Consider the following 24,770-nt stretch of genomic DNA (forward strand, 5'->3'; position numbering starts at 1 on the left):
TGAACTTTTCCTTATATTTAGTCATGCCAAGTGGTTTTAGTAAACTGTCTTACATCAGTCCTTTATTATCAATATTTTTTTGAAACTGATGCCACTATTATCTGACTTATAAAAATAAATAAATTCATTAAGATAGGTTGCACGTAAACGATAATTTCTAGGTTTGTGCATGAAGTCTATTGCTATATTTTTCGATTCAAGCCCCTAGAAAAAGAAGCTCAAGGTAATTAGTTCAATCTAAATTCAATTAACACCATAAAGAATCAGAGCCCTGAAATAAGGAGTTAAATTATGAATATTACTGGCTTAGATCATTTTACGATCAGGACGGTTCATCTATCGCAAACATTAGATTTTTATCAAAACATTATTGGTTTAATTGAAGGGGAGCGACCTGAGTTTAGGTTTGTAGGGCATTGGTTGTACGCCTCGAATAAGCCCTTGTTGCATTTGGTTGAAGTTAATCCTGATGATGCTGAATTACAGGCTTATTTGGGAAAGCGAGATACGGCTTCTGGCTCAGGAATGATAGACCACCTTGCCTTTCGTGGCCATCGTCTAGCGGAAATGCAACAGCGGCTAGCGTCACTGGCAATATCATTTCGAGAGAGAGTGGTGCCTGAGATTGGTGAGCATCAGTTATTTGTTGAAGATCCTAATGGGATCACTGTAGAGATGATTTTTACGCACGATATTGACAATAAGTTTGTTGGTACCCCAATGAAAAATTTACTATTTATTAACGAGTAAGTAGAAGGAATAAATGGATAATTATAGTGAGCTACGCCGGAAAATTTTAATGTCTTTAGGAGCGGCAGGATTAATGAGCTTTTCATCAACTAAAGTGCTGGCAGGGAGTGGTTTGTCCTCAGTTAAATTGGGCGTGACTAATTTGAGTTTTCATCGTGTAACGGCTGCGGTTGTCGCGCAGGTGATGAGCGTCATGGGGAAGCAGGTTATTCGTAGTTATGATCTACATGAAGCTAATTTTAATCGGCTAAAAGATGGCAATGTTGATTTTGTCAGTTCCGCTTGGTTGCCACATAGCCATGGTCTTTATCAAACTTCTGTCGAAGAGACTATTCCGACTCGTGAGCTGGGTTTGCATTATCAACCCTATGCGCTTTGGGGTGTACCGGATTATGTTCCTGTCTCTGATGTGGAGGAGATAGGAGATCTGCTTAAGCCAGACGTTATTGCCAAAATGCGTCCCTTTATTCAGGGGATAGGAGAGGGGGCTGGGATCACTCGCTTCTCTAAGAAAATCATGCTGGATTACGAGCTTAGTGCATCAGGTTATCAATTTAGGACAGGTACTCAGGCGGATTGTGTCGCTGCCTTTGAAGCGGCTGTAGCGGTGAAAGATTGGGTCATAGTGCCGTTATGGCACCCACAATTTTTGCATCACCAATATAAAATCCGAGAGTTAGGGGATCCTAAATATCTGCTTGGCGGTAAAGATAGAGCGGTATTGCTTGCTAGAGAAGATAGCCTCAATGCACACTTTACGTCGCAACAGATTGCTGTACTGGATAATATTCATCTCTCAAATGAGATTGTTGCTGAGCTCGATTATGGCGTCAATCGACTTGGGCTAACGGAGGATGAGGCTGCTGCTAAGTGGTTGACAGATAATCCAACCCACCTTGCTCAATGGCTAGAACCTCTGATGCAAATCGATAAAGCCTAGATGACTGAGTCTTAAGGAGTAAACATCTTGGTAGATGATTCAGCTGAAATGAGAATAAAGCGATTAGGACTAACTCTACCCGATGTTGCTTCGGCTCTGGGGAATTATGAGCCTTATTGTATTGTAGGCAATACACTTATGACATCGGGTCAGTTTCCATATTTAAATGGAGAGCTACAATATCAAGGCCAATTAGGGCGGGAGTTTTCACTAGAGCAAGGCTATCAAGCCTGTCGACTGGCAGCGTTGAATGCAATTGCACAACTTAAGCAGGCTTGTGGTGACCTTTCACAAATAAAGCAGATCTATAGATTAGAAGGCGTGTTGAATGTAGGTGAAAACTGCTTTGACCATCCTAAGGCTCTGGATGGCTCATCGGATCTTATGCTTGAGGTATTTGGTGAGCGGGGACGTCATACTCGTATGATTTGGACTAACCCTGTGATGCCACTTAATAGCCTTTGTTTGGTGTATTTATTTGCCGAATTAAAATCTGATATACTTTGTAAATGAGGCGATAAATCAGGTCTTCCATTGTTAATGCAGGCTATTTTCGTTCTTCAACATATTAGCCAACAATTTTTTGCCCGTTATTAGTGCGTTACTTTTTCAGGTAGAGGGAATATGGAAATCAAAGTAGATGTATATTCAAATAAAATGGTGCTGTCTACCAATGAACGTACTATGACTTTCATATCCAAAGAACCTTTTACTACCACATGAATATCTTGAGGGTGGTTTATCTGAAGTCGAAGATCGCGTACTTAGGGAAATAGCTTTAGGTGCAGGTGCAAGAGAAGTACATGTTGTTGTGTAATGTGATGAAGAACTGAGACGCCCACAATTGTTTGCACTTAAGGTCGCTCCTAGACATCTGACCCATATGGATATGGAGAATGCCATTATGATGAAAGGAGCATCATTGACCGGCCTTCACGACATTGGTGCATTCATGCACGGTACCCACGGCAGGTGATAAATAAAAATGAAGTTTGGTTGTTAAATTCATTGGCCGCTATCATAACTGTTAGATAAAATAACCTAGATATTTGTAAACTTTTTATTTGAAAACTCACAACCCCGCCCAATGAACCCAAAAAAGATATTTGAATCAAACTTGTTATCCGACAAGTTACCGTATTCTATGTGTAAAACTATTCACCATTAGTTTCCTCCTCCACCCTTTCCAAACCTTAACTATTCGTTGTACTCTGGGGCGCAATCAAAAATATTAGCCATAGAGCTAAACGCAAAAAACATAAAAATAATCAGCAAGAATTGAAGAGGTTTAAATGGAAGGAATAACTGAATTTGTCAGTATGATCAATGGCTTTGTATGGGGTGTCCCCATGCTGGTCATGATCTTAGGTGTTGGTCTGTTTCTCTCCGTAGGTTTGAAACTGATGCCAATTTTAAAATTGGGAACAGGCTTTAAACTGCTCTGGTCTGGTCGGATCCCTGATAAAGATAAGTCGATGGAAGGGGAGATAAGCCCTTTCAATGCGTTAATGACTTCGCTTTCAGCAACAATCGGTACAGGTAATATTGCCGGTGTTGCTACAGCTATCTTTATTGGTGGTCCGGGCGCGTTATTCTGGATGTGGTGTACGGCGCTGGTGGGTATGGCGACTAAGTTTGCCGAGGCAGTACTCGCGGTAAAGTATCGTGAAATAGATGCAAATGGCAACCACATCGGTGGCCCTATGTACTACATCAAAAATGGACTCAGCAGCAAGTGGGCCTGGTTAGGTACCGCATTTGCCCTGTTCGGTTCTTTTGCCGGTTTCGGTATCGGTAATACAGTACAGTCAAACTCGGTAGCCGACGCTTTAAGCAGTAATTTTGGCGTGCCGACTTGGGTAACTGGTCTAGTACTTATGGTGCTGGTAGGCGCTGTGCTGATGGGCGGTATTAAGCGTATCGCCGATGTGGCGGGTAAGCTGGTACCACTCATGACCCTGTTCTATATCGCTGCAGGTCTTGCCGTATTAGCCGTTAATGCAGCCGAGATTCCGGATGCCATTGCCTTGATTATTCACAGTGCATTTAATCCGGTTGCGGCTCAAGGTGGCTTCGCCGGTGCAGCGGTATGGGCAGCGATTCGTTTCGGTGTGGCACGAGGCATCTTCTCTAATGAAGCGGGCCTAGGTAGTGCACCGATTGCTCACGCTTCGGCTCAGACTAATAACCCGGTCGCTCAAGGCCTGGTTGCCATGTTGGGTACTTTTATCGATACCTTAATCGTCTGTTCTATCACAGGCCTGGCAATCATAGTATCGGGTGCCTGGACATCGGGTGAGAATGGCGCGGCGATGACGTCTTTGGCATTCTCAACGGCGCTGCCTATGGGTAACTATATTGTGGCAATAGCCCTATCTGTGTTCGCCTTCACCACCATCTTAGGTTGGAGTGTGTATAGCGAGAAGTGTGTGCAGTATCTATTTGGCGTGAAGGCGGTGAAGCCTTTCAGAATTCTATGGATTCTGGTGGTGCCATTAGGTGCGGTTAGCTCACTGGATTTCATCTGGTTACTGGCGGATACGCTCAATGCCATGATGGCGATTCCAAACCTTATCGCTCTGGCATTACTCAGTCCGGTAGTGTTTAAACTGACTCGGGAATATTTTCTTAAGAAGCGCGAAGAAGAGGCGGCTGCTAAAGCTTAATCTATCAATAGCTACATAATCGAAAACAAAAAGCGCCGAGAGGCGCTTTTTTATGTCTGTGATTTCCAGATCCTGTTTATACCGATAGGTATCAATCCAGGCGCTTATTGAATCTTAGTGAGGCTATGATAATACCTATGATGGTAAAGCCGACCAGCCAGAGGGCATCGAAACTCATGTCGCTTATCTCTCCGCCTCGGAGCACCACCGCGCGAATGATGCGCATGAAGTGAGTTGCAGGAAGAATTTCGGCAAGCCACTGAGCAGGTTTGGGCATAGCCTCGAAGGGGAACATGAAGCCTGACAGCAATATGGTGGGCAAGATAATAAATATGGTCATCTGCATAGCCTGAAGCTGAGTCTTGGCTATGGTTGAGATGATCAGTCCCAGAGTGAGACTCGCGGCGATAAACAATAAGGTGCCTAACAGCAACTGAGCGATATCACCATTGATCGGCACATCGAAGATGAGGTGGCCCAGGCCAAGAATGATGGTCATCTGGATCAGACCGACGAATATATAGGGTAATATTTTACCTAACATCAATTCCAGAGGCTTGATTGGGGTGGTGATCAACAGCTCCAAATTACCTTTCTCACGTTCACGGACTATGGCGGCCGAAGTAAACAAGATCATGGTCATGGTTAAGATCACCGCGATAAGCCCGGGAATAATATTGACCGCGGATCTTTGCTCAGGATTATAAAAAAGTGCGACTTCAAATGTCGGTGCCTGTTTTGAGACTAGGTTGGTTATCTGATCCAGAGGCATGTTGCGCAGTTGCATAATTGCGCCGGCTATCATGGTGTCCGAGCCATCCACTAACCATTGACCTAAGGTCTCCTTGTTGGCCAGCTTCTCGGTTAAATTTGGTGGCAGGATGAGGGCGGCTCTGATCTCGCCGCGGGTAATAGCGGCTTCGGCTTCACCGCTGGTTTTGTAATAGGCCTCCACAGATACGACCTGGGTTACTTTAATTGCCTCGACTATCCAGCGACCCGCGGCGGAGTCACTTTGATCGACGATGGCAACGGGCACGTCTCTTACGTCTGTGTTGATGGCATAACCAAACAGCAGCAGTTGGATCAGAGGGATCATCACCACCATGGCAAAAGTAATGCGATCTCTCTTAAGCTGCCTTATCTCTTTTGTGGTTATCGCCATGGTTCTGCGAAAGCTGTTAATCATGGACATATTAACTGACCTCCAAGGCGGATGATTGCTCAGTGACAGTCACAAAGACATCTTCGAGATTAGGGGGGTTAAGTGTATTTCAGATTGTTCCAGTGTGGGCAGAGCCCGTTTTAGCCAGATATCGGGTTGGTTAACCTTGTCATCTACCAGCACTCGCAAGCGTGCCCCTATTTGGGCTGCCGATCTTACCTCGCTAAATTCGAGTAACTCATCTTTTACTTGTCTCAGGTTAGGGTGAGTGAGTTCGAGCACATTCGCCCCCATATTCTCCATCAAAGCTTTTGGGCTGTCGTCGGCGAGTATAACGCCCTGATCCATAATCGCCAGGCCATGGCAACGCTCGGCTTCATCCATATAGTGAGTGGTCACTAAGATACTGGTTCCCGCTTCGGAAAGATCGAACAGTTGCTCCCAAAAATTACGTCGACTCTGTGGATCTACGGCCGATGTTGGCTCATCAAGGAACAGGAGTTCAGGGTCATTGAGGCAAGCGCAGGCAAGAGATAGGCGCTGTTTCTGACCGCCACTTAAGGTGCCGGCAAACTGCTTAGCCAGTTTTGTTAGCTGATAGGTGCTGATGAGCTGTTCTATTTTACGTTTGCTCTCGTTGGGGGATAAGCAGTAGATCTGCGCAATAAACTCCAGGTTCTCTTTGACCGTGAGATCGTCATACAGGGAGAACTTCTGTGTCATATAACCTATACGTAGCCTGAGTGCTTCACTCTGTTTGGGGATAGACATACCCAGCACACTTATCTCACCAGCGGTAGGGGTCAGTAGCCCAGTTAACATACGTATGCTGGTGGACTTGCCGCAGCCATTAGGCCCCAGAAAACCATAGATCTGGCCTTTGGGGACGCGAAGGTTGAGATTTGATACCGCGGCGAGCTTGCCGAACATTTTGGTCAGGCCTCGGGCATCGATGGCGAGTTCATGGTCGTGTGTGTCACAGCTGTTCATGGCAGGTCCACCTGAGAGGGGATACCTGTAGGCAAATTATCGGCCTCTGGACCCAGATCTATCTCGGCGAGGTAGACCAGGCGGGCCCTGTCTTTTTGATTGAGTGCATAGTAAGGGGTAAATGCGGGTTCCTTATTCAAACGGCGTAGAGTGCCGATGAAGGCCTTGTCTATGCCGTCTACCCGTACGTTAAGTTTCTGACCTATGGTGAGCTTGGCCATATAGGTTTCAGGTATGTAGACGCGCGCATAGGGAGCATTGTCGGCTTGAATCGCGACTATGACGGCATTTGGTGGCACGCGCTCGCCAAGGTTAAAGGGTAAGCTGTCGAGCCGTCCGCTACGGGTAGCGACCACGCTTAAGTCATCTAATGTCTGCTGCTCCAGCGAGAGATTGGCAATATTAGCATCTAACGCAGCCTTGGCCTGATTGATATCCTCTTCCCGGACGCCGGCGATAAGCTTACTGAGGTTTTCCTGTGCTGCGGTTAATTCGGCACGCGCCTGATCTCTGCCGGCCTTCGCCTTGTCTTGGGTCGCCTGACTGGTTAGGTTTTGCTTCAACAGGCTGGATGTGCGTTTTAAGTTCTGTTCGGCTTCTAATAATGCAGCCTTAGTACGGGCGACATTGGCCTGAGCGGTGGCGATATCTTCGGGTCGTTCGCCGTTGGTTAATCGTAACAGATAAGCCTGAGCCTTATTGACCTCGGCTTTGGCGATGGCGACTCTTGATTCTTGCTTTCGGGTATCAAATTGAACCAGTAGATCACCTTTTTGTACCAGGCTGCCCTCGGTCTGGGGCAATGAGGTAATAATTTCACTCGCCGTGGCTCGAAGCAATACGCGATCTCGCTCTAAGGTGCCTAATGCCTGATTTGGCATGTCTCCCTGACAGGCGGTTAATAATACGAGCATAGTGATTAACAGGATTTGCTTCATCTGTTCTATTCCTTGATTAGAGCTTAGCCTCATCTAGTCATAATGGAATGCACAGAAAAAGAGATCAATCGCTTTGTTAAATAAGTTGTAAAAAGAAGGGGCTAGGGAGTACTTATGATTAGGAATACTCAAATGGTCTCATTCGAGTATTCCTCTAATCTAAGATATTAGTAAAAGTCTCCACCCATGGCGCGTTTAAGTTCTGCTTCGGCGAGTAACTCTTCTAAACGTTTTTTCACTTCTCGTCGGTGTTGCAATTCATCTGCCGCTTTAGGGTTTCTTGGTGAGGTGAAGGCTTCTATCTCTCTATCGTTGGGCACAAGTTCAATAATCTGAGCCATAACGAACTCCTATATTTTAAAAATTCTATGGCTGGTGGATCTGTGTGCCAGAGAAAAATGAGACTGACAAAGTGTCAGGAACTTAGTAGAAAAAGCGCTTTAGCTTAGGATGTTAACTCTGTTGAGTTGGAAGTATCCGGCTTCATATTAGTAAGCGCTGATAAGAAAGATATCAGGCTATTTGGAGGGAAAGTGAGATCCATTTAACATTATTTGTAGATAATAAAAAATTAATGGTTAGTGGGGATAACTTAGGGTGGGTTTTATTTAATTGTATTTTAACCAATGATTTAATGTGTTCCGTGAACTAGGTCATCGCCAAAAAAACGATAACCTAGCCGATTCTGGATCACAAAGTTAGCAAACTCTAACGTAAACTAGCATCAGGATAGTGATTTTATTAAAGGTCGAAACTGTAGCTGTAACCTAAGACAATTTTTGGATCATCATCCTTTAGGTCGGTATCGCTCAAGCTGAAAGAGATGGAGCCAAAATCTGTCTCTTTATTGAGTGAGACCGAATAATCGGTATAATTGCTGGTGTCGAACCAAGCGGTGACAATATCTCCGCTGGAGTAGCCATAGTGTGCCGATATGGATAGAGTCTCAGACAGTGGAAAACTGACTCCGGCATCTATATATCCCATATCTGTATTGTCTAAAGGCTCGCTGGCCACATCGCTGCCTGCGTTGACGACATATGAGTAGCTAAGGCTGAACCATTTCCAGCTAATACCAGCGCTGAGCTCCCCAAAATCGACATTGGAGTCACTGTCTGGATAGGCGTAATAGAGATAACCGACATCATAGCCAAAGTCTTCACCGATTGATCCTGCATAGCCAGCATAAAAATCGAGTTCGTAACTGGTGCCATCATCGAAATCGACATTAGATGCCCAAGTGCCAAGATAGAGTCCGCTATCATGCTCGTAATCAACCCCTCCCTGGACAGCGACAGCATCTTGAGTCTGAGTCACACCTCGCCATAGGTAGTTTGAGGTCGCGCCGACATTTCCCGAAACGGCAGCACTTGCTGAGAAGCTGAGCAGGATGGCTGAAGCTAAAATAGAGCCAGATATTATTGCTTGTTTCATGTTCATTCCCTTTGATGGTTAGCGTGCTTATCCCTGCAGTTGAATTGGTATATATTTTTAAGCAGTGGATGTGCTCAAAGGAAAGCGAGTATTATGCCAAAACTTAATTGTTTGAATTTAAAGGGATTGATCTAGACTTTGGCTGATTGCCGGACTGGTTTGTATGATTTTAGAGCAGATGTGCACTTTAATCGTGCAAGGAGGAAGTTCAGGTATAAAAAAACCTCCCTGTAGGAGGTTTCTTTAGACAGAAAAACCTTACTGATTAACGCTATCTTTCAGTGTTTTGCCTGCTTTAAACTTAGGTACGGTTGCAGCTGGGATCTGGATCTCTTTACCCGTCTGTGGGTTACGACCAGTACGTGCAGCTCGATTAGTAGTTTCAAAAGAACCAAAGCCAATAATAGAGATTTTATCACCACCCTTCAGGGCTTCTGTGATTGTCTCTTCAAAAGATTTTAGTGCGCGTGCAGCTTCTGCTTTAGTCAGGTCCGCATTTTCAGCCATTTTTGCAACAAGTTCAGTCTTATTCATTTGAATCGTCTCTTCTTTCCGTAGATTTAATTAAGCTAACCACATTAGGTACTTAGTAATTACTCTACGTAACATGCCATAAGCTTAGCCATTTTTAAAGGCTTTTAGCGCCCTGAAATGGCGTTTTAGGTCAATTTTCGAGTAAATAATCATCAAAATGTGCTTGTTTGACGAATCATCGAGCATTTAGCCCAGTGGTGGACCAGTTATCTGGTCCATTCTTGTTTTGCCACACTGAGCATTTCTCGGGTTAATTGGTATTATTCATCGAGCAGTTGATAAAGAAGTTGCTTAACCAGTTGAGGTTCGAAGGGTTTGTCACAGAGGGCATTGACTCCGGCATGAGACACGTTACTCAGATGTGTTTCGTTCGCTTCAGATGACACCATTAAGATAGGGATATGGGATTGTTGGCTATCATTACGAATAAACTGGGTAAGGGCGAGTCCGTCTACACTTGGCATATTGTAATCTGTGATCACCAGATCAAACATGTTCGACTTCATCAGTTCAATGGCTTCGGCCCCATCGCTGGCTTCGGTGACTAATCTAAGGCCTAAATTGTTTATGGTGCGCTTAATGATGTTTCTCGCCATCATGCTGTCGTCAACAAGCAATACCCTAAGGTTGTGGACATCGAAATGGTTGAGATCGAGTTCATCATTACTGAGTAGATCTATGGTGGCGTTAAGCGCTTTACCTAAGTGCTCAGAAGAGAAAGGCTTTGGCAATATCGATACTACACCGGATTGGCGATAAGCCTCTAGATGTTCACGACGACATTCGCTGGAGACCAACATAAACTGTATATCTTGATATTCGTCATTGCCTTTGAGCTGCTTAAGCAGATCTAATGCCGTACCATCTTCAAAGTGCATGGCACTAGCAACAAGATCCGGATGATGTCTGTCTATGATAGTGAGGGCTTCATCTAAGGTTTTGGCAGTCTGAATGTTATTAATGCCTTCCTGATTCAAACTGTTACTGATTATTTTTCTTTGAGTATCAGAGGGCTCAACAAGTAATATTGAAAGTTCACTCGGGAGTAGCATGCTCATCGTCACGATTCTCGGAATATTGTTATCATTGTGTGGCGGCTAAATTACATTAAAGATCATGCATGATCAAACAAGCTTACTCGTGTTCGATTGATTCTTCCGCTTGCAGGTAGGCCTTAGTGGATTTGGCTAGGGCAAGATAGATCTGGAATGACAAGAGTAGGGTAGCAACTATTGCTATAAGGGGAACGGGAATATCATGTCCATCTAGGATGACTTTGACATCTTGCGGCGAGATTTGATAGGCGATAATGGCTGTGCCACCCAGTGCCGATAATCCCAGTGTCTGTATACCTAAGTAAACTTTAAAGACGATGCTGGCCCAGTTAGTCCTTAGCAGCAGGCCTATAAGAACCGGGATAACCCCTAGAGAAAACAGATCTACGGCTTGAGTATTGACAGCCCGGAATAGGGCGATTAATGCCAAGGCGAAATATAGGAACATGAGTATAGATAAGCCTAAGGGTGGTTTTTTCATTAAATGTCTCATAGAACCTAAGTGATAGTTTATTTTGATGCTAGGAATTGTTGGCGAGTGTAGAAAAGTCCATCAGCGCTGTCAAAGGTATATCCCTTTTTCTTTAAGGGGAAGTTTGTAGTACCAATACGCTCGGTATTAGCTGACACCTCTATTGATAGTTTTACTGGCTCTGTCTTCCTGGCTGAGAATTTGTACTGTCTCGAGTCAGTATATTGGTTAGAATAGTCAAAAGCAGTAGATGAGAGTGAAGATAAGCCAATGACTGAAATAGAATTCTGGCAACTGGTAACGAGAGAGAGACCCGCGCAAGACCAGATAAGCCTTGCCGATAACCTTAAGAGTAAATTAGAACAACTATCTGACCAAGAATTGCTCGAATTCGATAAAATATTCGGGCAGCAGATGCGCAGATCCTATTTTTGGTCTATTTGGGGAGCGGCTTATATTATCACTGGCTGTGATTCAGAGTATGCTTTTGCCGAGTACCGATGTTTTCTTATCTCATTGGGTCAAGACTGGTACGAAAAAGTGATCGCCAACCCCGATGAGATTGCTCAGTTAACTCAGTGGCCAGAGAAAGATGGTTATCCTTATCCGTTTTTGGATGAATATGATTTGATAGCCGGTCAGATCTTCGAAGATAGAACTGGAGAAGAACTTCCTTTTATCCCTTCCGGAAAAGCGACGCCACAAGGTAAAAAGTTCATCACTAAGAAAAAGCAGCTAAAACTTACTTATCCGCAATTGAGCCAAAGATTTCCATTCTAAACTGGCTTTGTCTGGCTGATTTTTTAGAGAAGGGAACGTAAAAAAGCGAGGTTAATCTCGCTTTTTTTATTGATTTTTTATACCTATCGGTATTCGTTGCTAGCTTACTTCTGCTCGTAACAGACTTCGGTGGCATTATCGTATTGACGCCCATGTTCATTACAGATATTACTCATAAATTTGTTTTCTGCCTTTTCCAAGCCAGCGTCGAAGTCTTGTTGTTGGTTATCAATCATAGCTTCATCTGACCTGCCTTGCTGCTCTGACAATAATTCCATATGCTGATTGACGGCGGCTTGTTCCGAAGGCGTAAAGTCATTGGCGGACGCTTGACCTGTGATCATAGCGCCTATGATAAAGACTGAGAGTAGGGCGATTTTACCAGAGAAGCTGACTTTAGTTTTCGTGATTGCATGGCTCATAAAATGTCTCCAAAATGTATTGTGACCAGATAAGGAAGCGTTTGCACTTAGTCGACATCCGTCTTAACTGTCGATGAAGAAGTGTCACCTCTGGTAGTAAGCTTGTTCTTTCGAAACCTGGTCTCAAAAGAGTGCTAGTGCTCGTTAACTTATTCAGTATGTTAAACGGTAAACCATGAACCTAAGCTGAATGAAAAGTGAGCGGTTTAATTTGGAGTGAGACGCCTGATTCAGAGTCGGTAATGGCTATCTTGAGGAAGTTGACTTGAGAATGTGTTCTTGAGTAAGTTTGCTTGGGAGGTGTAAGGAAGGCGAGGCATAGATTGCCTCGATCCAGTTTATCTACACTTCTTTCGACAGCATGAGCAAGTGCAATGCTACTTGCATATGTGGATTCGTTATACGGATCATTGTGAGGTGCAGATCTCTTCGCCGGTATCCATGTCGATAGAGTATTCGGTACAAATTGGCTGTAGCAGTTCGAGGTTTTCTTGGTCGAGTTGCTGATCTATCTTGTCTAATTGGGCTTCTGCATCCATCTCATCGGTGAGGGCCTGATACTGGCTAAGCACTTCGTCGGCAGTGGCCTTAGTCTCATCTATCTCTAAACTAGATAAGTCGGTGGCACTCACTAAAGAAGATGCGGTGAGAAGAGAGATCATTAATATGTTTTTTAGTGAAGAAGTCATAGTCATAGTCATAGTGCTTGGATAGGTATTTTGTTGCATATTATCATTGCCAACTTGAATGTCTGCTGAACTGTTATGATATCAGTAAGGTTTATAGGCTAAGAAGGAGGGCTTACTCTCTTTTCATTGTTTCACATTGAAAGCCTTGTCGGCTGGAGTCGAAGCGGCATCTTAGCCCGCATTCCCAGGGGGCGTTATCAAACCGGACCGAGGTTTCTACTGCGTGTTCACGGCAGGTTTCATAGCTGATAAAGTCATCTTGCTTCTTATATCGACCCGAATTGTAGCCATTGGTATACACGAAAGAGGACCAGGTTTCAGGTGAATGACTCTTCTCTGAGCTATTGATAAGATAGAGGCTAGTACCAAGAGCGATGAAAATTAGCGTAACAAGAATAATCGCGGGGGCATTTTTCATTTGATGTTTGATAGATTAGCATTGAGTGACGCTATTCTATTTATCCATGATAATTTTTGATACAGTTTTATCTAATTATTATGTAATTAAATCTAGCATGTTACGGTCTAATATAAATGGTGCACTATACAAGTGAATAGTCATTAATTGTTTTGCATTAAGCTCATATTCAGGTTAGATTTTGTACGCTAAATGCCATGAAAAACACTTAGCCCAGGAGGCTGATATGAAGTTAACCCATCTATTACTAGCAGGAACTATGGTTTCTGGCGCGATGCTTTCAGGTGTCGCGGTTGCCGATGAAGTGGCTGAAAATCCAGTGACAGAGCAAGGTGTGGTCAAGATAACTTGGCAAGACCCTAACAGTTTTCGTGATGTCAAAGCGGTGAGTGATATTCAGTCGCGTTATGAGGCTCGTACGTTTGAAACATTAACCAAGAGCCTGAATAAAGAGGCGAGCAAAATTCTCAAACCGGAACAAAAACTTGAGTTGATAGTGACAGACTTAGATCTTGCCGGCGATGTCAGGCCGACATTCGGTGCGACCATGAATGATATTCGCTTGATCAAAGATATCTATCCGCCTCGCATTACCTTTAGTTATTCGGTACTCGAGGGCGATAAGGTGGTCATGGTAGGTAACGAGAAGCTGACCGATATGGGCTTCATGCATAATATAGGTCGCATGAGTGATAAGCCATTAAGATATGAGAACAAGTTACTTGCCGATTGGATGAAGAAAACGGTAGAGCCTAAAATTTAAGTTCTAAGAAATAGAATAGTTCTAATGTGTTAGGTGCAAAAAGGCTAAATGAGCGAATCGCTTATTTAGCCTTTTTTGTTTCGTAATTCAGAGCTCACAGCGTACAGATTATTTTGATTGCTCTTTAAATGCCTGTAATGTCTGAATCAATACGCCCAACTTGCGTACAAACTTCTCTAATGCAGCAGGCATATTTTCGCTATCAGTCGGCAGCTCTTCGAGTTCATCGGCAAGCTCCTGGACATAGGGCTTAAAGCGATTGCTGTTGGTGATGAAGCCTTCAGTCTGAGTGAAAATCCTATTGAATTTTACATGACCCGCTTTTTTTAACTCATCGAGCTTGCCATCTGCATCGATGGATTTACGATAGGCTGATTGTAAGTTTTGTTTCAATTGTTCAATAACACGTGTGTGTGGCATAAAAGCCTCTCATTGCATAAACTTTTAAATTATCGAGATTATAAGGGGCTAATCAGATGGCAACAAGTCGGCATAGGTTATTACTTGGTGTTGTATGGCTCGTTTTTTCGGGTTTTACCGCGTCGGCTCAGGCCGCAGTAGAAGATAGGCCCCCTTTCTTTCAGCTAGACTATCAGGGCCAGACAGCCTATCTCCTCGGTTCCATTCATGTGGGTCAGGCTAATTTCTATCCCATGGCCCCGCTGATCGAATCTAAATTTGAGTCGGCAGGATCTTTAGTTGTCGAGGCCGATGCCGCCAGTGCCGATATAATGGCCTTGATAAGAAAATATGGATTGAACAAGCTCCCTATAGACGTTGAAACGAAAACTGTACTCGATGCCTACTGTAAACAAAGAGCCAGTGTGTGTGCCACGCTGAGTGGATTCGCGCCTTGGTTGCAGTCGATGCAATTGGGAATGAATCGGTTCGAGGAGCTAGGTTACAGTGCTGAGTATGGCGTGGATCAGAGGTTTATTGCTAGTAATCAAGGCCGTCCCCTGTTAGAGCTAGAGAGCACCGAGTTCCAGTTCCGTTTACTCTCTTCCTTCGATGAGAAGTCTCAGTGGGCCATGGTAAGAGAAGCCATAGAATCACCGGACGAAGATATGCGTGGCCTGGTTACGGCATGGAGAACGGGAGATGCGGCACATATCGCCGAGTTGATGGAGGGGCAGATGTCAGATGAGGAGGATCTCTTGATGTTGGACAAATTGCTCTGGCAACGAAACATAGATATGGCCGCGAGAATTCGTGAGCTAATGCTAGAGCCTGGCATTCAGCAACCGCTATTTATCATTATCGGTGCCGGCCACTTGGTTGGCGCTAGAAGTATTCCCATGGAGATGACTCAGCACGGTGCTAAGGTGACAAGCTGTTGGCAGCTGGAATGCGACTGAAGCTGATACTTGTTAATCTCAGACTCAATAAGGATTAAATCATGACTAAGTATTAGGGCTAGCTTGCATTTGCCTGACTATACTTTGGACTCACTATTGGTATTCAAAACGATACTCGCATCTTAGATGGAGTTTGATTCGGCGAGATTAGCAGCAAGGAGGCTGAATGCAAGCAGTCACAATTCCTCCCCGAAATTGGGTTTCGAGGAGATCCCCAGAAACTGGGATAAGAAGCATAACAAGGTCATAGCCAGAGTCGATCCCGGCGCTTTCTATATATCTTCCCATGACGAATATATTTTCACTCGTTTGGGCTCCTGTGTTGCCGCCTGTATCTGGGATCCCTTACTGGGGATCGGGGGCTTGAATCACTTCCTCTTGCCCGAGAAGGAACTTCATGAAGACTGGCACCAACTGACCAGTTATTCATGCCGCTATGGAAACTTGGCCATGGAGCAACTGATCAATGGGATCTTGACCTTAGGAGGTAAGCGTCAGAGATTAAAGGCAAAAGTGTTTGGTGGGGCCCAGATTACTAAGACGTCAGTGCTCAATGTCGGTCAATCCAACATAGAGTTTGTGAAGGAATACCTGAAACTCGAGGGGATCGCGATAGAGTCGGAGGACTTGGGCGGTCCCTGGCCGCGTAAAGTACTGTTTCACCCCAATAGCGGTAAAGTCTTGTTGAAACGTATGTCACCTGCGCGTATAGGTCAGATGGTGACTGAAGAGAAGGTCTATCTTAGTAATATCGTCAAAAAGCAAGAAGATAATCAGATCGAGCTATTTTGAAGCCTGGTTTCCTCTAGTGCCAGGACAATACTTTCGGCGACATCTTATAGGTGGGTTTTAATCAAAACCCAGTCCAAATTCATCTCAAAATCTTGCTGTATCTGTTTTACACTTTTAACCATAGAAATCCAGTATGTTTTCATCTAAGTCTATCGCCTTGTGTACGCTCAAAACCTATTTGAAATAGATTAATTCTGTTTGAATTTAGCGTATCTAGCTTACTTTAAGGTATACTCGCTGGCTTGAAATCTGTTTGGTGAGATAAAATTTGAAAGGTTCGGTTAACGTGGAAAATGATTATTCTATTGAATTGAAGGCGATGCCTTCTCTATTTTCCCTCTATCGCAAGATCTTCTTCGGGCGTAAGCCTGGGTGGGATGAGCAGCCTTTGCCACGGATCTACGTTTCAACGCCTAATGTCAGCTTGTCGCAAGATAAAGTTGCTCAATACTCTTCGGTATGCGGCTTCGACTTCGACGGCACGACACTGCCCATGACTTACATGTATGTTATGGCATTTCGTCTGCATGCGGTTATCTTTACCCATGATGGCATTACGTTCCCTCTGCTTGGAATGATTCATCTTAAGAACAGTATTTCTCAGTACAGAGTGTTAAATCTCGATGAAAAATTCGATATTGAGTGCGCCTTAATGAGCAGCACTGTGACGGATTCAGGATTAGAATTCGACTTAGTCTCGAAAGCTTTCGTCGATGGTGAATTGGTTTGGGAGTCATTGTCTACATATCTCTATCGTATCGAGAACGGTAAGCGCCGTATTCGCCCACCTAAGGCTAATGCCATGGCTTGGGAGTCACCCGAGGCTTGGAGCTTAGCCGATGATTTAGGTCGCCGTTATGCAAAAGCTTCGGGAGACTATAACCTTATTCATCTTCACCCCGTACTCTCGAAACGTTTTGGTTTCGATCGTGTGTTAGCTCACGGTATGTGGTCTAAGGCTCGCTGTATCGCCCAGATGATGCCGCAAATTGGCGAGCGTCCCTGCAAGGTGGAAGTTGCATTTAAGCTGCCACTGTTAATGCCAGCCGATGTTACCTTCGATTCCGAGACTGATGAAGATAACTTAGTCTTCGAATTAAGAGATAAACGGGGTCGTCGCCCACATCTCTCTGGAAAAATCAGTTTTCTGTAATAATGAGTATGACTCGAATAGAAAAGGCGCCAATGGCGCCTTTTTTGTTTTTTAGCATTGGAGATTAAGCAACGCTGTGGCCTGCCAGATGTTAAACCATTGCTGTTTGTCTAACTTTATCCGGTTCGATGCCAGGGCTGCTTCAATTCTTCGGCTTTATTCTACTAGATTACTATTTATTGATTTAGATTCAAAAAAGCTTAAATAAGCTTCACTAATCTGACTTAGGCTATTTAGCCCATGTCATATATCGCCTATATTCTTGGCTGTCATCCTACACATATTTACTCAACTAAAATAAATTCATCTCTTAAGAAGAGGAGCAAAATAATGCTGTCAGATATAGAGATTTCTCGTCAATCAAAGCTTAGTCCTATCAAGCATATCGCTAATAAGTTAGGCATCGAACCTAGTGAACTATCGTTATTTGGCGATACTAAGGCAAAGATCAGTTTATCTATATTAAATCGACTGCAAGGAAATCAGGAGGGGAAGTTGGTGATTGTCACGGCCGTGACTCCGACGCCGTTCGGTGAAGGTAAGACTGTCACGACTATTGGCCTGACCCAAGGATTAAATGCCATAGGTAAGCGTGCTACCGCTTGTATTCGTCAGCCTAGCATGGGGCCCGTATTTGGTACAAAAGGGGGAGCGGCTGGTGGCGGATATGCCCAAGTTGTGCCGATGGAGGAGCTTAACTTGCACCTCACCGGCGACATTCATGCAGTCAGCAGTGCACATAATTTAGCGGCCGCGGCTATCGATGCTCGCCTGTTTCATGAATCAAGATTATCTCGAGAGGAGTATGTTGCGCAGTCTGGAATTGAGCCTCTCAATATCGATCCTAAGCAGATCCTATGGCGCAGGGTTGTGGATCATAATGAGCGCAGTCTGAGAAATATCAGCGTGGGAATAGGGGAGAATAACGGGCCCGTACATGATTCTGGCTTCGATATCACGGCGGCATCCGAGCTGATGGCTATACTCGCCTTGAGTCGGGATCTGAAGGATATGCGCCGGCGTATCGGTCGCCTGATACTGGCATTGGATACTCAAGGAAATCCTATTACGGCAGAAGATGTGGGCGTTGCTGGCGCTATGACAGTCATCATGCGCGATGCCATCGAGCCGACCCTGATGCAGACGTTAACCGGAGACCCATGTCTCATCCACGCCGGCCCCTTTGCTAATATTGCACACGGCAACTCATCGATTATCGCCGATAGAATCGCACTAAAACTGTCGGATTTCGTGGTCACGGAAGCTGGTTTTGGCTCAGATATGGGCTTCGAGAAATTCTGCAATATCAAGGTCAGAGAATCTGGCAGAGAGCCCGATGCGGCTGTTGTTGTGGTAACCCTAAAAGCACTCAAGGCCAATTCTGGGCTCGAGTCTCGACACGATATTAATCTGCCGGACATGGAAAGGCTGATGGCTGGTTTCGCTAACCTCAAGTGGCACATAGACAATGTGGGTCAATACGGCGTTCCCGTCGTGGTGGCGATTAATCGCTTCCCAACGGATATCGACACCGAAATTAAATGGCTTAAATCGGCTGTGGCTGAGACATCCGCCTTTGGCTGTGAAGTCAGCGATGCCTTCGGTGAGGGGGCTAGCGGCGCTGAAGTACTGGCAAGAGCCGTGGTGAGTGCCACGCAGCAAACATCTGATTTTAGATTTCTCTACCCGTTAGATATCAGTATGGAAGCAAAGCTAATGACGATTGCCGAAGCTGGCTATGGGGCGAAAGGGGTCACATTAACCCATGAAGCAAAACAGCAGCTCAATCAGATAAAAATCATGGGGTTAGAAGGCTTAGGGATTTGTGTGGCAAAAACTCCTCTGTCTATCTGTCATGACCCTAAGGTGAAAGGGATCCCTGCAGACTTCGAATTACCAATAATCCAATTTAAGATCAACGCCGGAGCGGGTTTTATTACGGCACTGGTCGGCAAGGTGATGACTATGCCAGGTTTAGGCGTGAGGCCAGGGTATCTGAATATCGATATTAATGAGCAAGATGAGATAGTAGGATTGGCTTAATATAATACTGAACAAGAAGCTCCTAGGATCTAGAGCCTAGAGCTTCTTGTTCGGTGGTGCTGTACCAACCGGTATTAGCGCTTGTTAGCTCTGATAAACATGTACATCGCGTTGTGGGAACGGAATGCTGATGTTCTCTCTGTCGAAGCGCATCTTCACTTCACGGGTGATGTCCCAGTAAACATCCCAGTAATCTTCAGGTTTCGCCCAAGGGCGTACGATAAAGTCTACCGAAGACTCACCCAAGGTATGCAACTTGACCATAGGCTCTGGATTCTTAAGTACTTTAGGATGTGATGCGACGATATCCATCAGCACACGTTCTGCTTTTTCAATATCATCACCGTAGCCGATGCCGAAAGTCATATCGACACGTCTCTGATGCTCAACTGTGATGTTATTGATGGTATCACCCCAGATCTTGTTATTCGGGATGATGAGTCTCTGGTTATCTAAGGTCTTAATGGTGGTCGACACCAGACTCATGTGACTCACCTTACCGGTCACGCCAGCCGCATTGATGAGGTCGCCGACGTCATAGGGACGGTAGACCAATATCATCATGCCGGAAGCAAAATTAGACAAGGTGTCTTGCAGGGCAAAACCAATAATGACACCGGCAACACCGAAGCCTGCTAATAAGGGGCCTAGTTCGAAACCGAGTTGAGATAGCGCGATCAGCACACCGATAGTGAATACCGCTTTACCCGACAAAGAGGTGAAAAACTCTTGCAGCAGCTTGCTGAACTTAAGTTTGGAGTTACCCACCGCTTTCCTGACCAGCTTCTCCACGCCTTTGCCGACTAAGCTGGCAATCATTAAGATTAGCAGGAAGATAGATACCTTGAAAACCACACTAGGGCCATTATCTATGGCCTGATTTTTGGCCGTTGTTAGCCATTGCTCGGCTAGGCTGCTGGCAACGTCTAGGTTGAGTACATCCTGAGTGATGTCGCCAGATGTACTGAACAGGGTCTGTTTTAACTCAGATGTGTCCTGGCCTAAATTATCCAGCAGTTGAATTACGACCGCTAAACTGGAACTGCTATGGGACAGTCTCTCATTAAGCCGAGTGATCTGAGTCGTTTGATCGCTCGAGACATCTTTACCCGCCAGGCTGGCATCATCCACCGCCGCTTTCAATCTGTCTTGAGTGAAATGCACCAGACTGTCTAAGTTATCGGCTCGCTCAATCAGGCTAGATGTGAATTGTTGTTTTACATCACCGGTATCGATAGACAGCTGCTCTGCCCAGCTTAAAGTATCAGATTTGGCTTGTAGTATCTCATCACGATCTAACTCTCTATTGGTTAGTTGCATCATGATATCGGCGTCATTGTCTCTACCCAACATTAACTTCAGAGCGCCAATGCTTCCTCGGTAATAAACATCGACATCCTCAATAAACTTGAGATGATCTTTAACATAGGGAGTGAGCAGCTCGGTGTTCAAGGGAGCCACATTCATTAACTCTTCGAGTCTTTGATGTAATTGAGCCGATTTTTGCTTGATACGGTATTCGGTGAATTGAGATAACTCGCCTTTGTCCTTTCGCAACTGGGTGACATCGCGATGGATTGATTGCTGCAAAGAGGTGAGTTCGTAAGTTATATCAGCCTCTTCGGCGCGTACTTGAGTCCCGATAAGCGTCATGAGAGTGAGCATGATCAGGGTGAATGTGCGATACATAGTAAGGTCCTGTTACTTTTTTAGGCGCTTATAGTATTACTTTGATCGGGCCAGTGTAAATTATCATTAGCGAATTATCGTTATTCGTTAAGTCAATTAATGCTTAAGTAGTCAGAGGGAAGGGGAAATATAGAGGCTGAATAACCAGCATTTTTTTAACTCAGATTCTGTTAAACTCTTTCACCGAATTATTGTTAAACGAAAGAGATCTAGCCTGTGTTATGTACTCACTGTAGTAAAACTTTTGGTGTCAATGCGGTCAAGAATCAGCGTGGTAAGGGGCTAAACGCGCAGATTCAATGTCCCCATTGTGATGCCTGGTTAGGTAAGAATCCTATTCTCACTCGTTTAAAAATCGCCGCCTTCTATTCTGGAGTCGCTGCTTTAGTCTACGGCTATTTTGAGCCAGAGGTGCGTAACCTAACCACACCTCTGGCCATAGTGGCTGTGATTGTCTTACTTGTCAGTCATATGATGGATCACCTAAGAGTAACCCAAGCTCCTGAGGTTAAAGAGGTCGACGATAGTGAGCATAGGCAGAAGTATCGCTAACTTTTTATGGAATGTATTTATTGAAAGCCTAACTTAATTAATAACCGTAACCTGTGCTTCCAATGCGGCATCGACATAGTAGATCCCGCCACCTATGGCGATGAAGAAAAAGGTGGTCCAAAAGATCATTTTACCGTTTTCACGTAGGAACTCTAACATGGTGTTTACTCCCCTGATGGGTTTACGCTCGCTTAAATAGGATTAGTTTATTTAGCTATCTGTTGTAATTTTAGGCTTTAGAGCTTAAGTCAGTATTAATTGTGGCCCAGAATTGAGTGATGGCGATCATATTCTATTATGATATTTTTCAATTAAGATCATCAGTTATACGCACTTTCTTCGACACTGACTCATTTCTGCTTACATTTATTTTGTGAATTTTACCTATTTTTATTAAAAGCGTAACTTGACTTAACTCTCTGTTTGCATAAAATTGTACGCGCTTTTACCTCGTCTTGATTTGAGGTAGGCTGTTAATTTGTGTCTTCAACGGTGGTATTCATGGTCAGTAATAGTGTGAGAAGAGGAATTGCTTTATGGCTATCAGCCATATTGATCTGCCTGTCTTTTGCCGCTTCTGTCCATAGCGTTGAACATATAGATCATGGTGCTAAGGGTCACTGTACCCTCTGTTTCCATAAACATCAGCTTAATAAACTCTTACCTAGTGTTCCATTTACCCTTCCGGTTTTAGTTCAAACATTTGAACCTGTCGCCTATCGGGTATGTGAGCGCCTGGCATCACATGTCAGCGTTTTCCGTAGCCGCGCTCCTCCTGTCGCGTAAATCAAATCAACCTCAGTTAACTAATTTCAATCGCGAGCTCAGTTTTGGGACGGGATGACTGTACTTTCTGTACTTGTCTGACACCCCATTTCTTACTAAAGCTATTGGGGCTAATAGCCCCTTGGCTTGAGCGTGCACCTGTCTAGTTAACTTCAGTAATACGATTTTTTTGATTTAGTCCACCTAGCACCTAATTACTTAATATTTATAAAAATGTTAGGGGACTTATGCTGTATTTTGGAGAAACAAATGACCGTTTTAAATAACCGCGTATCATGCGTGGCCGCTGCATGTGCCTTTTTTACGACTTCTGCCTTCGCTGAAGATCCCACTCTGACAAACCCGGCGATCAGTGCCGTGCTCGATGGCTACTATCAAAATACCGAGCGTCCGATGGCCGAGCGCGGCGAAGGTTTCGGCTTAGGCCACACCGAGATAGCCATGAGTGCCAATATCGACGATATGTTTTACGGTAAATTGACCGCCGTAATTGAGATGCACGATGGTGAAACTGAGCTGGGTCTGGAAGAAGCCTTCATTCAAACCTTAGCCATGCCATGGGGATTTTCGATTCGTGCGGGCCGCTTCTTGTCGGATGTGGGTTACTTGAACAATCAACATGTTCATACCGACGCCTTTTCGGACCGTCCTGCCGCATATCGTGCCTTCCTCGGCAGCCATTATTTCGATGATGGTGTGCGCGTAAACTATGTGGCACCAACGGATCTTTACTGGACCATGGGTTTGGAAGGTTTTAAGGGTGACAGCATGCGCGCCGCTGGTGGTGAACATGATGAACATGAAGGTCATAGCGACCATGCCGAGCGTGAGTACAAAAATATCGGTGTCTACACCGCCTATACCAAGATCGGTGGCGATATCGGTAATGGTTCATGGCAGGCCGGTCTAAGTTACATGCGTAACGAGAATGGCCGCATGGTCGAAGGTGAGCACGAAGACCATGCCGCATTGGCAGCTGGACATGAAGGCCACGACCACAGTCACAGCGCCACCTTTACCGGTGAGAATACCTATATTGCCGATTTCGTCTATAAGTGGGCTCCGAACGGCAACTATAAATATCAACACCTCACAGTCAGCGGTGAATACTTCAGGGTGACAGACTTTGCTCCCCTCGAAGATGGTCACGATCATGACCATGATCATGATTCGGCTGATAGTGTCGATGATATGCAAGGATGGTATCTGAGTAGTGTGTATCAGTTTAGTCCAAACTGGTCCGCCGGTGTGCGTTATGGTGAGACCGATGTTCAGGAGCTTCATGGGGACCATTTCGATGCCCAGAAGTTAAAGGAAACTGAGGTCAGTCTGGCTTGGCATCACAGCCATTTCTCTACGGTTCGTCTGCAGTACACCAATCAGAAAGGAACCAATTACTTCGGTATCGAAGACGATAACGTTCTAACTCTTCAATATGTTATGACTCTGGGGGCTCACGGTGCGCATCAATTCTAAGTTAGTAAAGTCGGCGATAGCCGCAATAGTAGTGAGTTATTCGAGCATTGCATCTGCCGAATTGAATATCTTTGCCTGCGAGCCTGAGTACGCGTCTCTGGCGAAGGAGTTGGCACCGAATGCCAGGATCTATTCGGCGACGACCGCGATGCAAGACCCCCACCAGGTTCAAGCCAGACCGAGTCTGATCGCTAAGATGCGTCAGGCGGATATCGCTGTCTGTGCCGGTGCCGATCTTGAAGTTGGTTGGCTGCCTATGCTGCAGATGAAATCATCTAACGCTAAAGTTCGCTCAACTGATCAGGGTCTCTTCTATGCCGCCGAGCAGGTTGAAACCATAGATCAGCTTAAATCTGTGGATCGAAGCATGGGCGATGTCCACGCTAAGGGGAATCCTCATCTTCACTTCTCACCTGAGAGGATGTTGAAAGTGGCCCAGGCTCTTACGGTTAAGCTCACAGCCGTCGATCCCGACAGCAAAGCGGATTATGAATCGGCCTTGGCTGACTTTAGTCTGAGATGGACCGCGGCGATCCCGGTTTGGGAGAAGAAAGCGGCGCCTCTGCGCGGCAAGAAGGTTATCGCCTATCACTCGAGCTTCAAATACCTGTTCAATTGGGTAGGCATTGAGCAAGTTGCCGATCTGGAGCCTAAGCCTGGCTTACCACCTAGTAGCAGTCATCTTGCAAGTTTGCTGACACGAACCGAGGCGGGTGATGTCATGGCGATTATCGTGGCATCTTATCAGGATGAGCGTGGTGCTAATTGGCTGGGAGAGCGTGCAAACTTACCGGTTCAGGTGCTACCTATGTCGGTTGGTGGCAACGATCAGAGTCAAGATCTCTTCAGCCTCTACGACAGTGTGTTAGATCTCTTACTTAGCGTAAAAGCTAGCTAGAGAAAAT

Annotated in this window: 27 protein-coding genes and 1 pseudogene; 14 read left to right on the top strand and 14 right to left on the bottom strand. The window is 45.1% G+C overall.

The window, feature by feature from the left end:
• Window positions 1–291: 291 nt before the first annotated feature.
• The 4 genes from FM037_RS02035 (at window position 292) to FM037_RS02055 (ending at window position 4,356) form a co-directional block, all read left to right on the top strand.
• The gene (locus FM037_RS02035) at window positions 292–750 is read left to right on the top strand and encodes a VOC family protein (protein WP_144044631.1); all 459 of its coding nucleotides are present in this window, start codon (window positions 292–294) and stop codon (window positions 748–750) included.
• A gap of 73 nt (window positions 751–823) precedes the next feature.
• On the top strand, window positions 824–1,690 hold the full coding sequence (locus FM037_RS02040; RefSeq protein WP_185976937.1) for a glycine betaine ABC transporter substrate-binding protein: 867 nt from the start codon (window positions 824–826) through the stop codon (window positions 1,688–1,690).
• A 27-nt stretch (window positions 1,691–1,717) separates the two neighbouring features.
• Window positions 1,718–2,203, top strand: coding sequence for an Atu1372/SO_1960 family protein (locus FM037_RS02045; RefSeq protein WP_227993260.1), 486 nt, complete (start codon window positions 1,718–1,720; stop codon window positions 2,201–2,203).
• Between the two features lie 779 nt (window positions 2,204–2,982).
• Window positions 2,983–4,356: an alanine/glycine:cation symporter family protein gene (locus FM037_RS02055; protein ID WP_144044633.1), complete on the top strand. Its 1,374-nt coding sequence runs from the start codon at window positions 2,983–2,985 to the stop codon at window positions 4,354–4,356.
• A 91-nt stretch (window positions 4,357–4,447) separates the two neighbouring features.
• Here FM037_RS02055 and FM037_RS02060 read toward each other — a convergent pair whose 3' ends face one another.
• The 8 genes and pseudogenes from FM037_RS02060 to FM037_RS02090 all read right to left on the bottom strand — a co-directional run bounded on the left by FM037_RS02060 (window position 4,448) and on the right by FM037_RS02090 (window position 10,953).
• Entirely contained in the window at window positions 4,448–5,551 is a 1,104-nt protein-coding gene (locus tag FM037_RS02060) for an ABC transporter permease (protein ID WP_144044634.1), read from the bottom strand.
• 1 nt (window position 5,552) lies between these two features.
• A pseudogene (locus FM037_RS02065) lies at window positions 5,553–6,511 on the bottom strand (ABC transporter ATP-binding protein).
• A complete protein-coding gene (locus tag FM037_RS02070; RefSeq protein WP_144044635.1) occupies window positions 6,508–7,449 on the bottom strand; it encodes an HlyD family secretion protein in 942 nt (313 codons plus the stop codon). Before FM037_RS02070 ends, FM037_RS02065 begins: the two are co-directional and overlap by 4 nt.
• Window positions 7,450–7,616: 167 nt before the next feature.
• The gene (locus FM037_RS28375; RefSeq protein WP_185976938.1) at window positions 7,617–7,790 is read right to left on the bottom strand and encodes a hypothetical protein; all 174 of its coding nucleotides are present in this window, start codon (window positions 7,788–7,790) and stop codon (window positions 7,617–7,619) included.
• Window positions 7,791–8,190: 400 nt separating this feature from the next.
• On the bottom strand, window positions 8,191–8,883 hold the full coding sequence (locus tag FM037_RS02075; protein WP_144044636.1) for a TorF family putative porin: 693 nt from the start codon (window positions 8,881–8,883) through the stop codon (window positions 8,191–8,193).
• Between the two features lie 258 nt (window positions 8,884–9,141).
• A complete protein-coding gene (locus tag FM037_RS02080) occupies window positions 9,142–9,417 on the bottom strand; it encodes an HU family DNA-binding protein (RefSeq protein WP_144044637.1) in 276 nt (91 codons plus the stop codon).
• Window positions 9,418–9,677: 260 nt separating this feature from the next.
• The gene (locus FM037_RS02085; RefSeq protein WP_144044638.1) at window positions 9,678–10,475 is read right to left on the bottom strand and encodes a response regulator; all 798 of its coding nucleotides are present in this window, start codon (window positions 10,473–10,475) and stop codon (window positions 9,678–9,680) included.
• A 76-nt stretch (window positions 10,476–10,551) separates the two neighbouring features.
• Entirely contained in the window at window positions 10,552–10,953 is a 402-nt protein-coding gene (locus FM037_RS02090) for a hypothetical protein (protein ID WP_144044639.1), read from the bottom strand.
• A gap of 261 nt (window positions 10,954–11,214) precedes the next feature.
• Between FM037_RS02090 and FM037_RS02095 the strand changes: the two genes are divergently transcribed.
• Window positions 11,215–11,724, top strand: coding sequence for a DUF4240 domain-containing protein (locus tag FM037_RS02095; protein ID WP_144044640.1), 510 nt, complete (start codon window positions 11,215–11,217; stop codon window positions 11,722–11,724).
• 104 nt (window positions 11,725–11,828) lie between these two features.
• Here the strand turns inward: FM037_RS02095 and FM037_RS02100 are convergent, their stop codons facing one another.
• From FM037_RS02100 to FM037_RS02110, 3 genes are all read right to left on the bottom strand, one after another.
• Complete coding sequence (locus tag FM037_RS02100; protein ID WP_144044641.1) at window positions 11,829–12,146, bottom strand: hypothetical protein; 318 nt, start codon at window positions 12,144–12,146, stop codon at window positions 11,829–11,831.
• Between the two features lie 407 nt (window positions 12,147–12,553).
• A complete protein-coding gene (locus FM037_RS02105) occupies window positions 12,554–12,874 on the bottom strand; it encodes a hypothetical protein (RefSeq protein WP_144044642.1) in 321 nt (106 codons plus the stop codon).
• Window positions 12,875–12,947: 73 nt separating this feature from the next.
• Window positions 12,948–13,253, bottom strand: coding sequence for a hypothetical protein (locus tag FM037_RS02110; protein WP_144044643.1), 306 nt, complete (start codon window positions 13,251–13,253; stop codon window positions 12,948–12,950).
• A 226-nt stretch (window positions 13,254–13,479) separates the two neighbouring features.
• Here FM037_RS02110 and FM037_RS02115 point away from each other — a divergent pair, with 226 nt between their 5' ends.
• The gene (locus FM037_RS02115; RefSeq protein WP_144044644.1) at window positions 13,480–14,016 is read left to right on the top strand and encodes a DUF3016 domain-containing protein; all 537 of its coding nucleotides are present in this window, start codon (window positions 13,480–13,482) and stop codon (window positions 14,014–14,016) included.
• Between the two features lie 108 nt (window positions 14,017–14,124).
• Here the strand turns inward: FM037_RS02115 and FM037_RS02120 are convergent, their stop codons facing one another.
• The gene (locus FM037_RS02120; protein ID WP_144044645.1) at window positions 14,125–14,436 is read right to left on the bottom strand and encodes a prephenate dehydrogenase; all 312 of its coding nucleotides are present in this window, start codon (window positions 14,434–14,436) and stop codon (window positions 14,125–14,127) included.
• A 56-nt stretch (window positions 14,437–14,492) separates the two neighbouring features.
• On the opposite strand from FM037_RS02120, the gene FM037_RS02125 reads away from it, so the two are divergent.
• The 4 genes from FM037_RS02125 (at window position 14,493) to FM037_RS02140 (ending at window position 19,362) form a co-directional block, all read left to right on the top strand.
• A complete protein-coding gene (locus FM037_RS02125; RefSeq protein ID WP_144044646.1) occupies window positions 14,493–15,374 on the top strand; it encodes a TraB/GumN family protein in 882 nt (293 codons plus the stop codon).
• Window positions 15,375–15,500: 126 nt separating this feature from the next.
• Window positions 15,501–16,166: a chemoreceptor glutamine deamidase CheD gene (locus FM037_RS02130; RefSeq protein WP_229381048.1), complete on the top strand. Its 666-nt coding sequence runs from the start codon at window positions 15,501–15,503 to the stop codon at window positions 16,164–16,166.
• 319 nt (window positions 16,167–16,485) lie between these two features.
• Window positions 16,486–17,319 (top strand): MaoC/PaaZ C-terminal domain-containing protein, encoded by an 834-nt coding sequence (locus tag FM037_RS02135; protein ID WP_144048782.1) that lies wholly within the window; start codon window positions 16,486–16,488, stop codon window positions 17,317–17,319.
• 330 nt (window positions 17,320–17,649) lie between these two features.
• On the top strand, window positions 17,650–19,362 hold the full coding sequence (locus FM037_RS02140; RefSeq protein WP_144044647.1) for a formate--tetrahydrofolate ligase: 1,713 nt from the start codon (window positions 17,650–17,652) through the stop codon (window positions 19,360–19,362).
• A gap of 84 nt (window positions 19,363–19,446) precedes the next feature.
• Here FM037_RS02140 and FM037_RS02145 read toward each other — a convergent pair whose 3' ends face one another.
• Complete coding sequence (locus FM037_RS02145; RefSeq protein WP_144044648.1) at window positions 19,447–21,051, bottom strand: mechanosensitive ion channel family protein; 1,605 nt, start codon at window positions 21,049–21,051, stop codon at window positions 19,447–19,449.
• Window positions 21,052–21,267: 216 nt separating this feature from the next.
• On the opposite strand from FM037_RS02145, the gene FM037_RS02150 reads away from it, so the two are divergent.
• Window positions 21,268–21,603 (top strand): hypothetical protein, encoded by a 336-nt coding sequence (locus FM037_RS02150; RefSeq protein ID WP_144044649.1) that lies wholly within the window; start codon window positions 21,268–21,270, stop codon window positions 21,601–21,603.
• A gap of 33 nt (window positions 21,604–21,636) precedes the next feature.
• Here FM037_RS02150 and FM037_RS29890 read toward each other — a convergent pair whose 3' ends face one another.
• Entirely contained in the window at window positions 21,637–21,762 is a 126-nt protein-coding gene (locus tag FM037_RS29890; RefSeq protein WP_265575354.1) for a hypothetical protein, read from the bottom strand.
• 342 nt (window positions 21,763–22,104) lie between these two features.
• Here FM037_RS29890 and FM037_RS28380 point away from each other — a divergent pair, with 342 nt between their 5' ends.
• From FM037_RS28380 to FM037_RS02160, 3 genes are all read left to right on the top strand, one after another.
• Window positions 22,105–22,389, top strand: coding sequence for an ABC-type zinc uptake system zinc chaperone (locus tag FM037_RS28380; protein ID WP_185976939.1), 285 nt, complete (start codon window positions 22,105–22,107; stop codon window positions 22,387–22,389).
• Window positions 22,390–22,638: 249 nt separating this feature from the next.
• Window positions 22,639–23,865, top strand: coding sequence for a hypothetical protein (locus tag FM037_RS02155; protein ID WP_144044650.1), 1,227 nt, complete (start codon window positions 22,639–22,641; stop codon window positions 23,863–23,865).
• Window positions 23,849–24,763 (top strand): metal ABC transporter solute-binding protein, Zn/Mn family, encoded by a 915-nt coding sequence (locus FM037_RS02160; RefSeq protein ID WP_185976940.1) that lies wholly within the window; start codon window positions 23,849–23,851, stop codon window positions 24,761–24,763. Before FM037_RS02155 ends, FM037_RS02160 begins: the two co-directional genes overlap by 17 nt.
• Window positions 24,764–24,770: the final 7 nt, after the last annotated feature.

The organism is Shewanella psychropiezotolerans (genome assembly GCF_007197555.1).
Lineage (GTDB): Bacteria > Pseudomonadota > Gammaproteobacteria > Enterobacterales > Shewanellaceae > Shewanella > Shewanella psychropiezotolerans.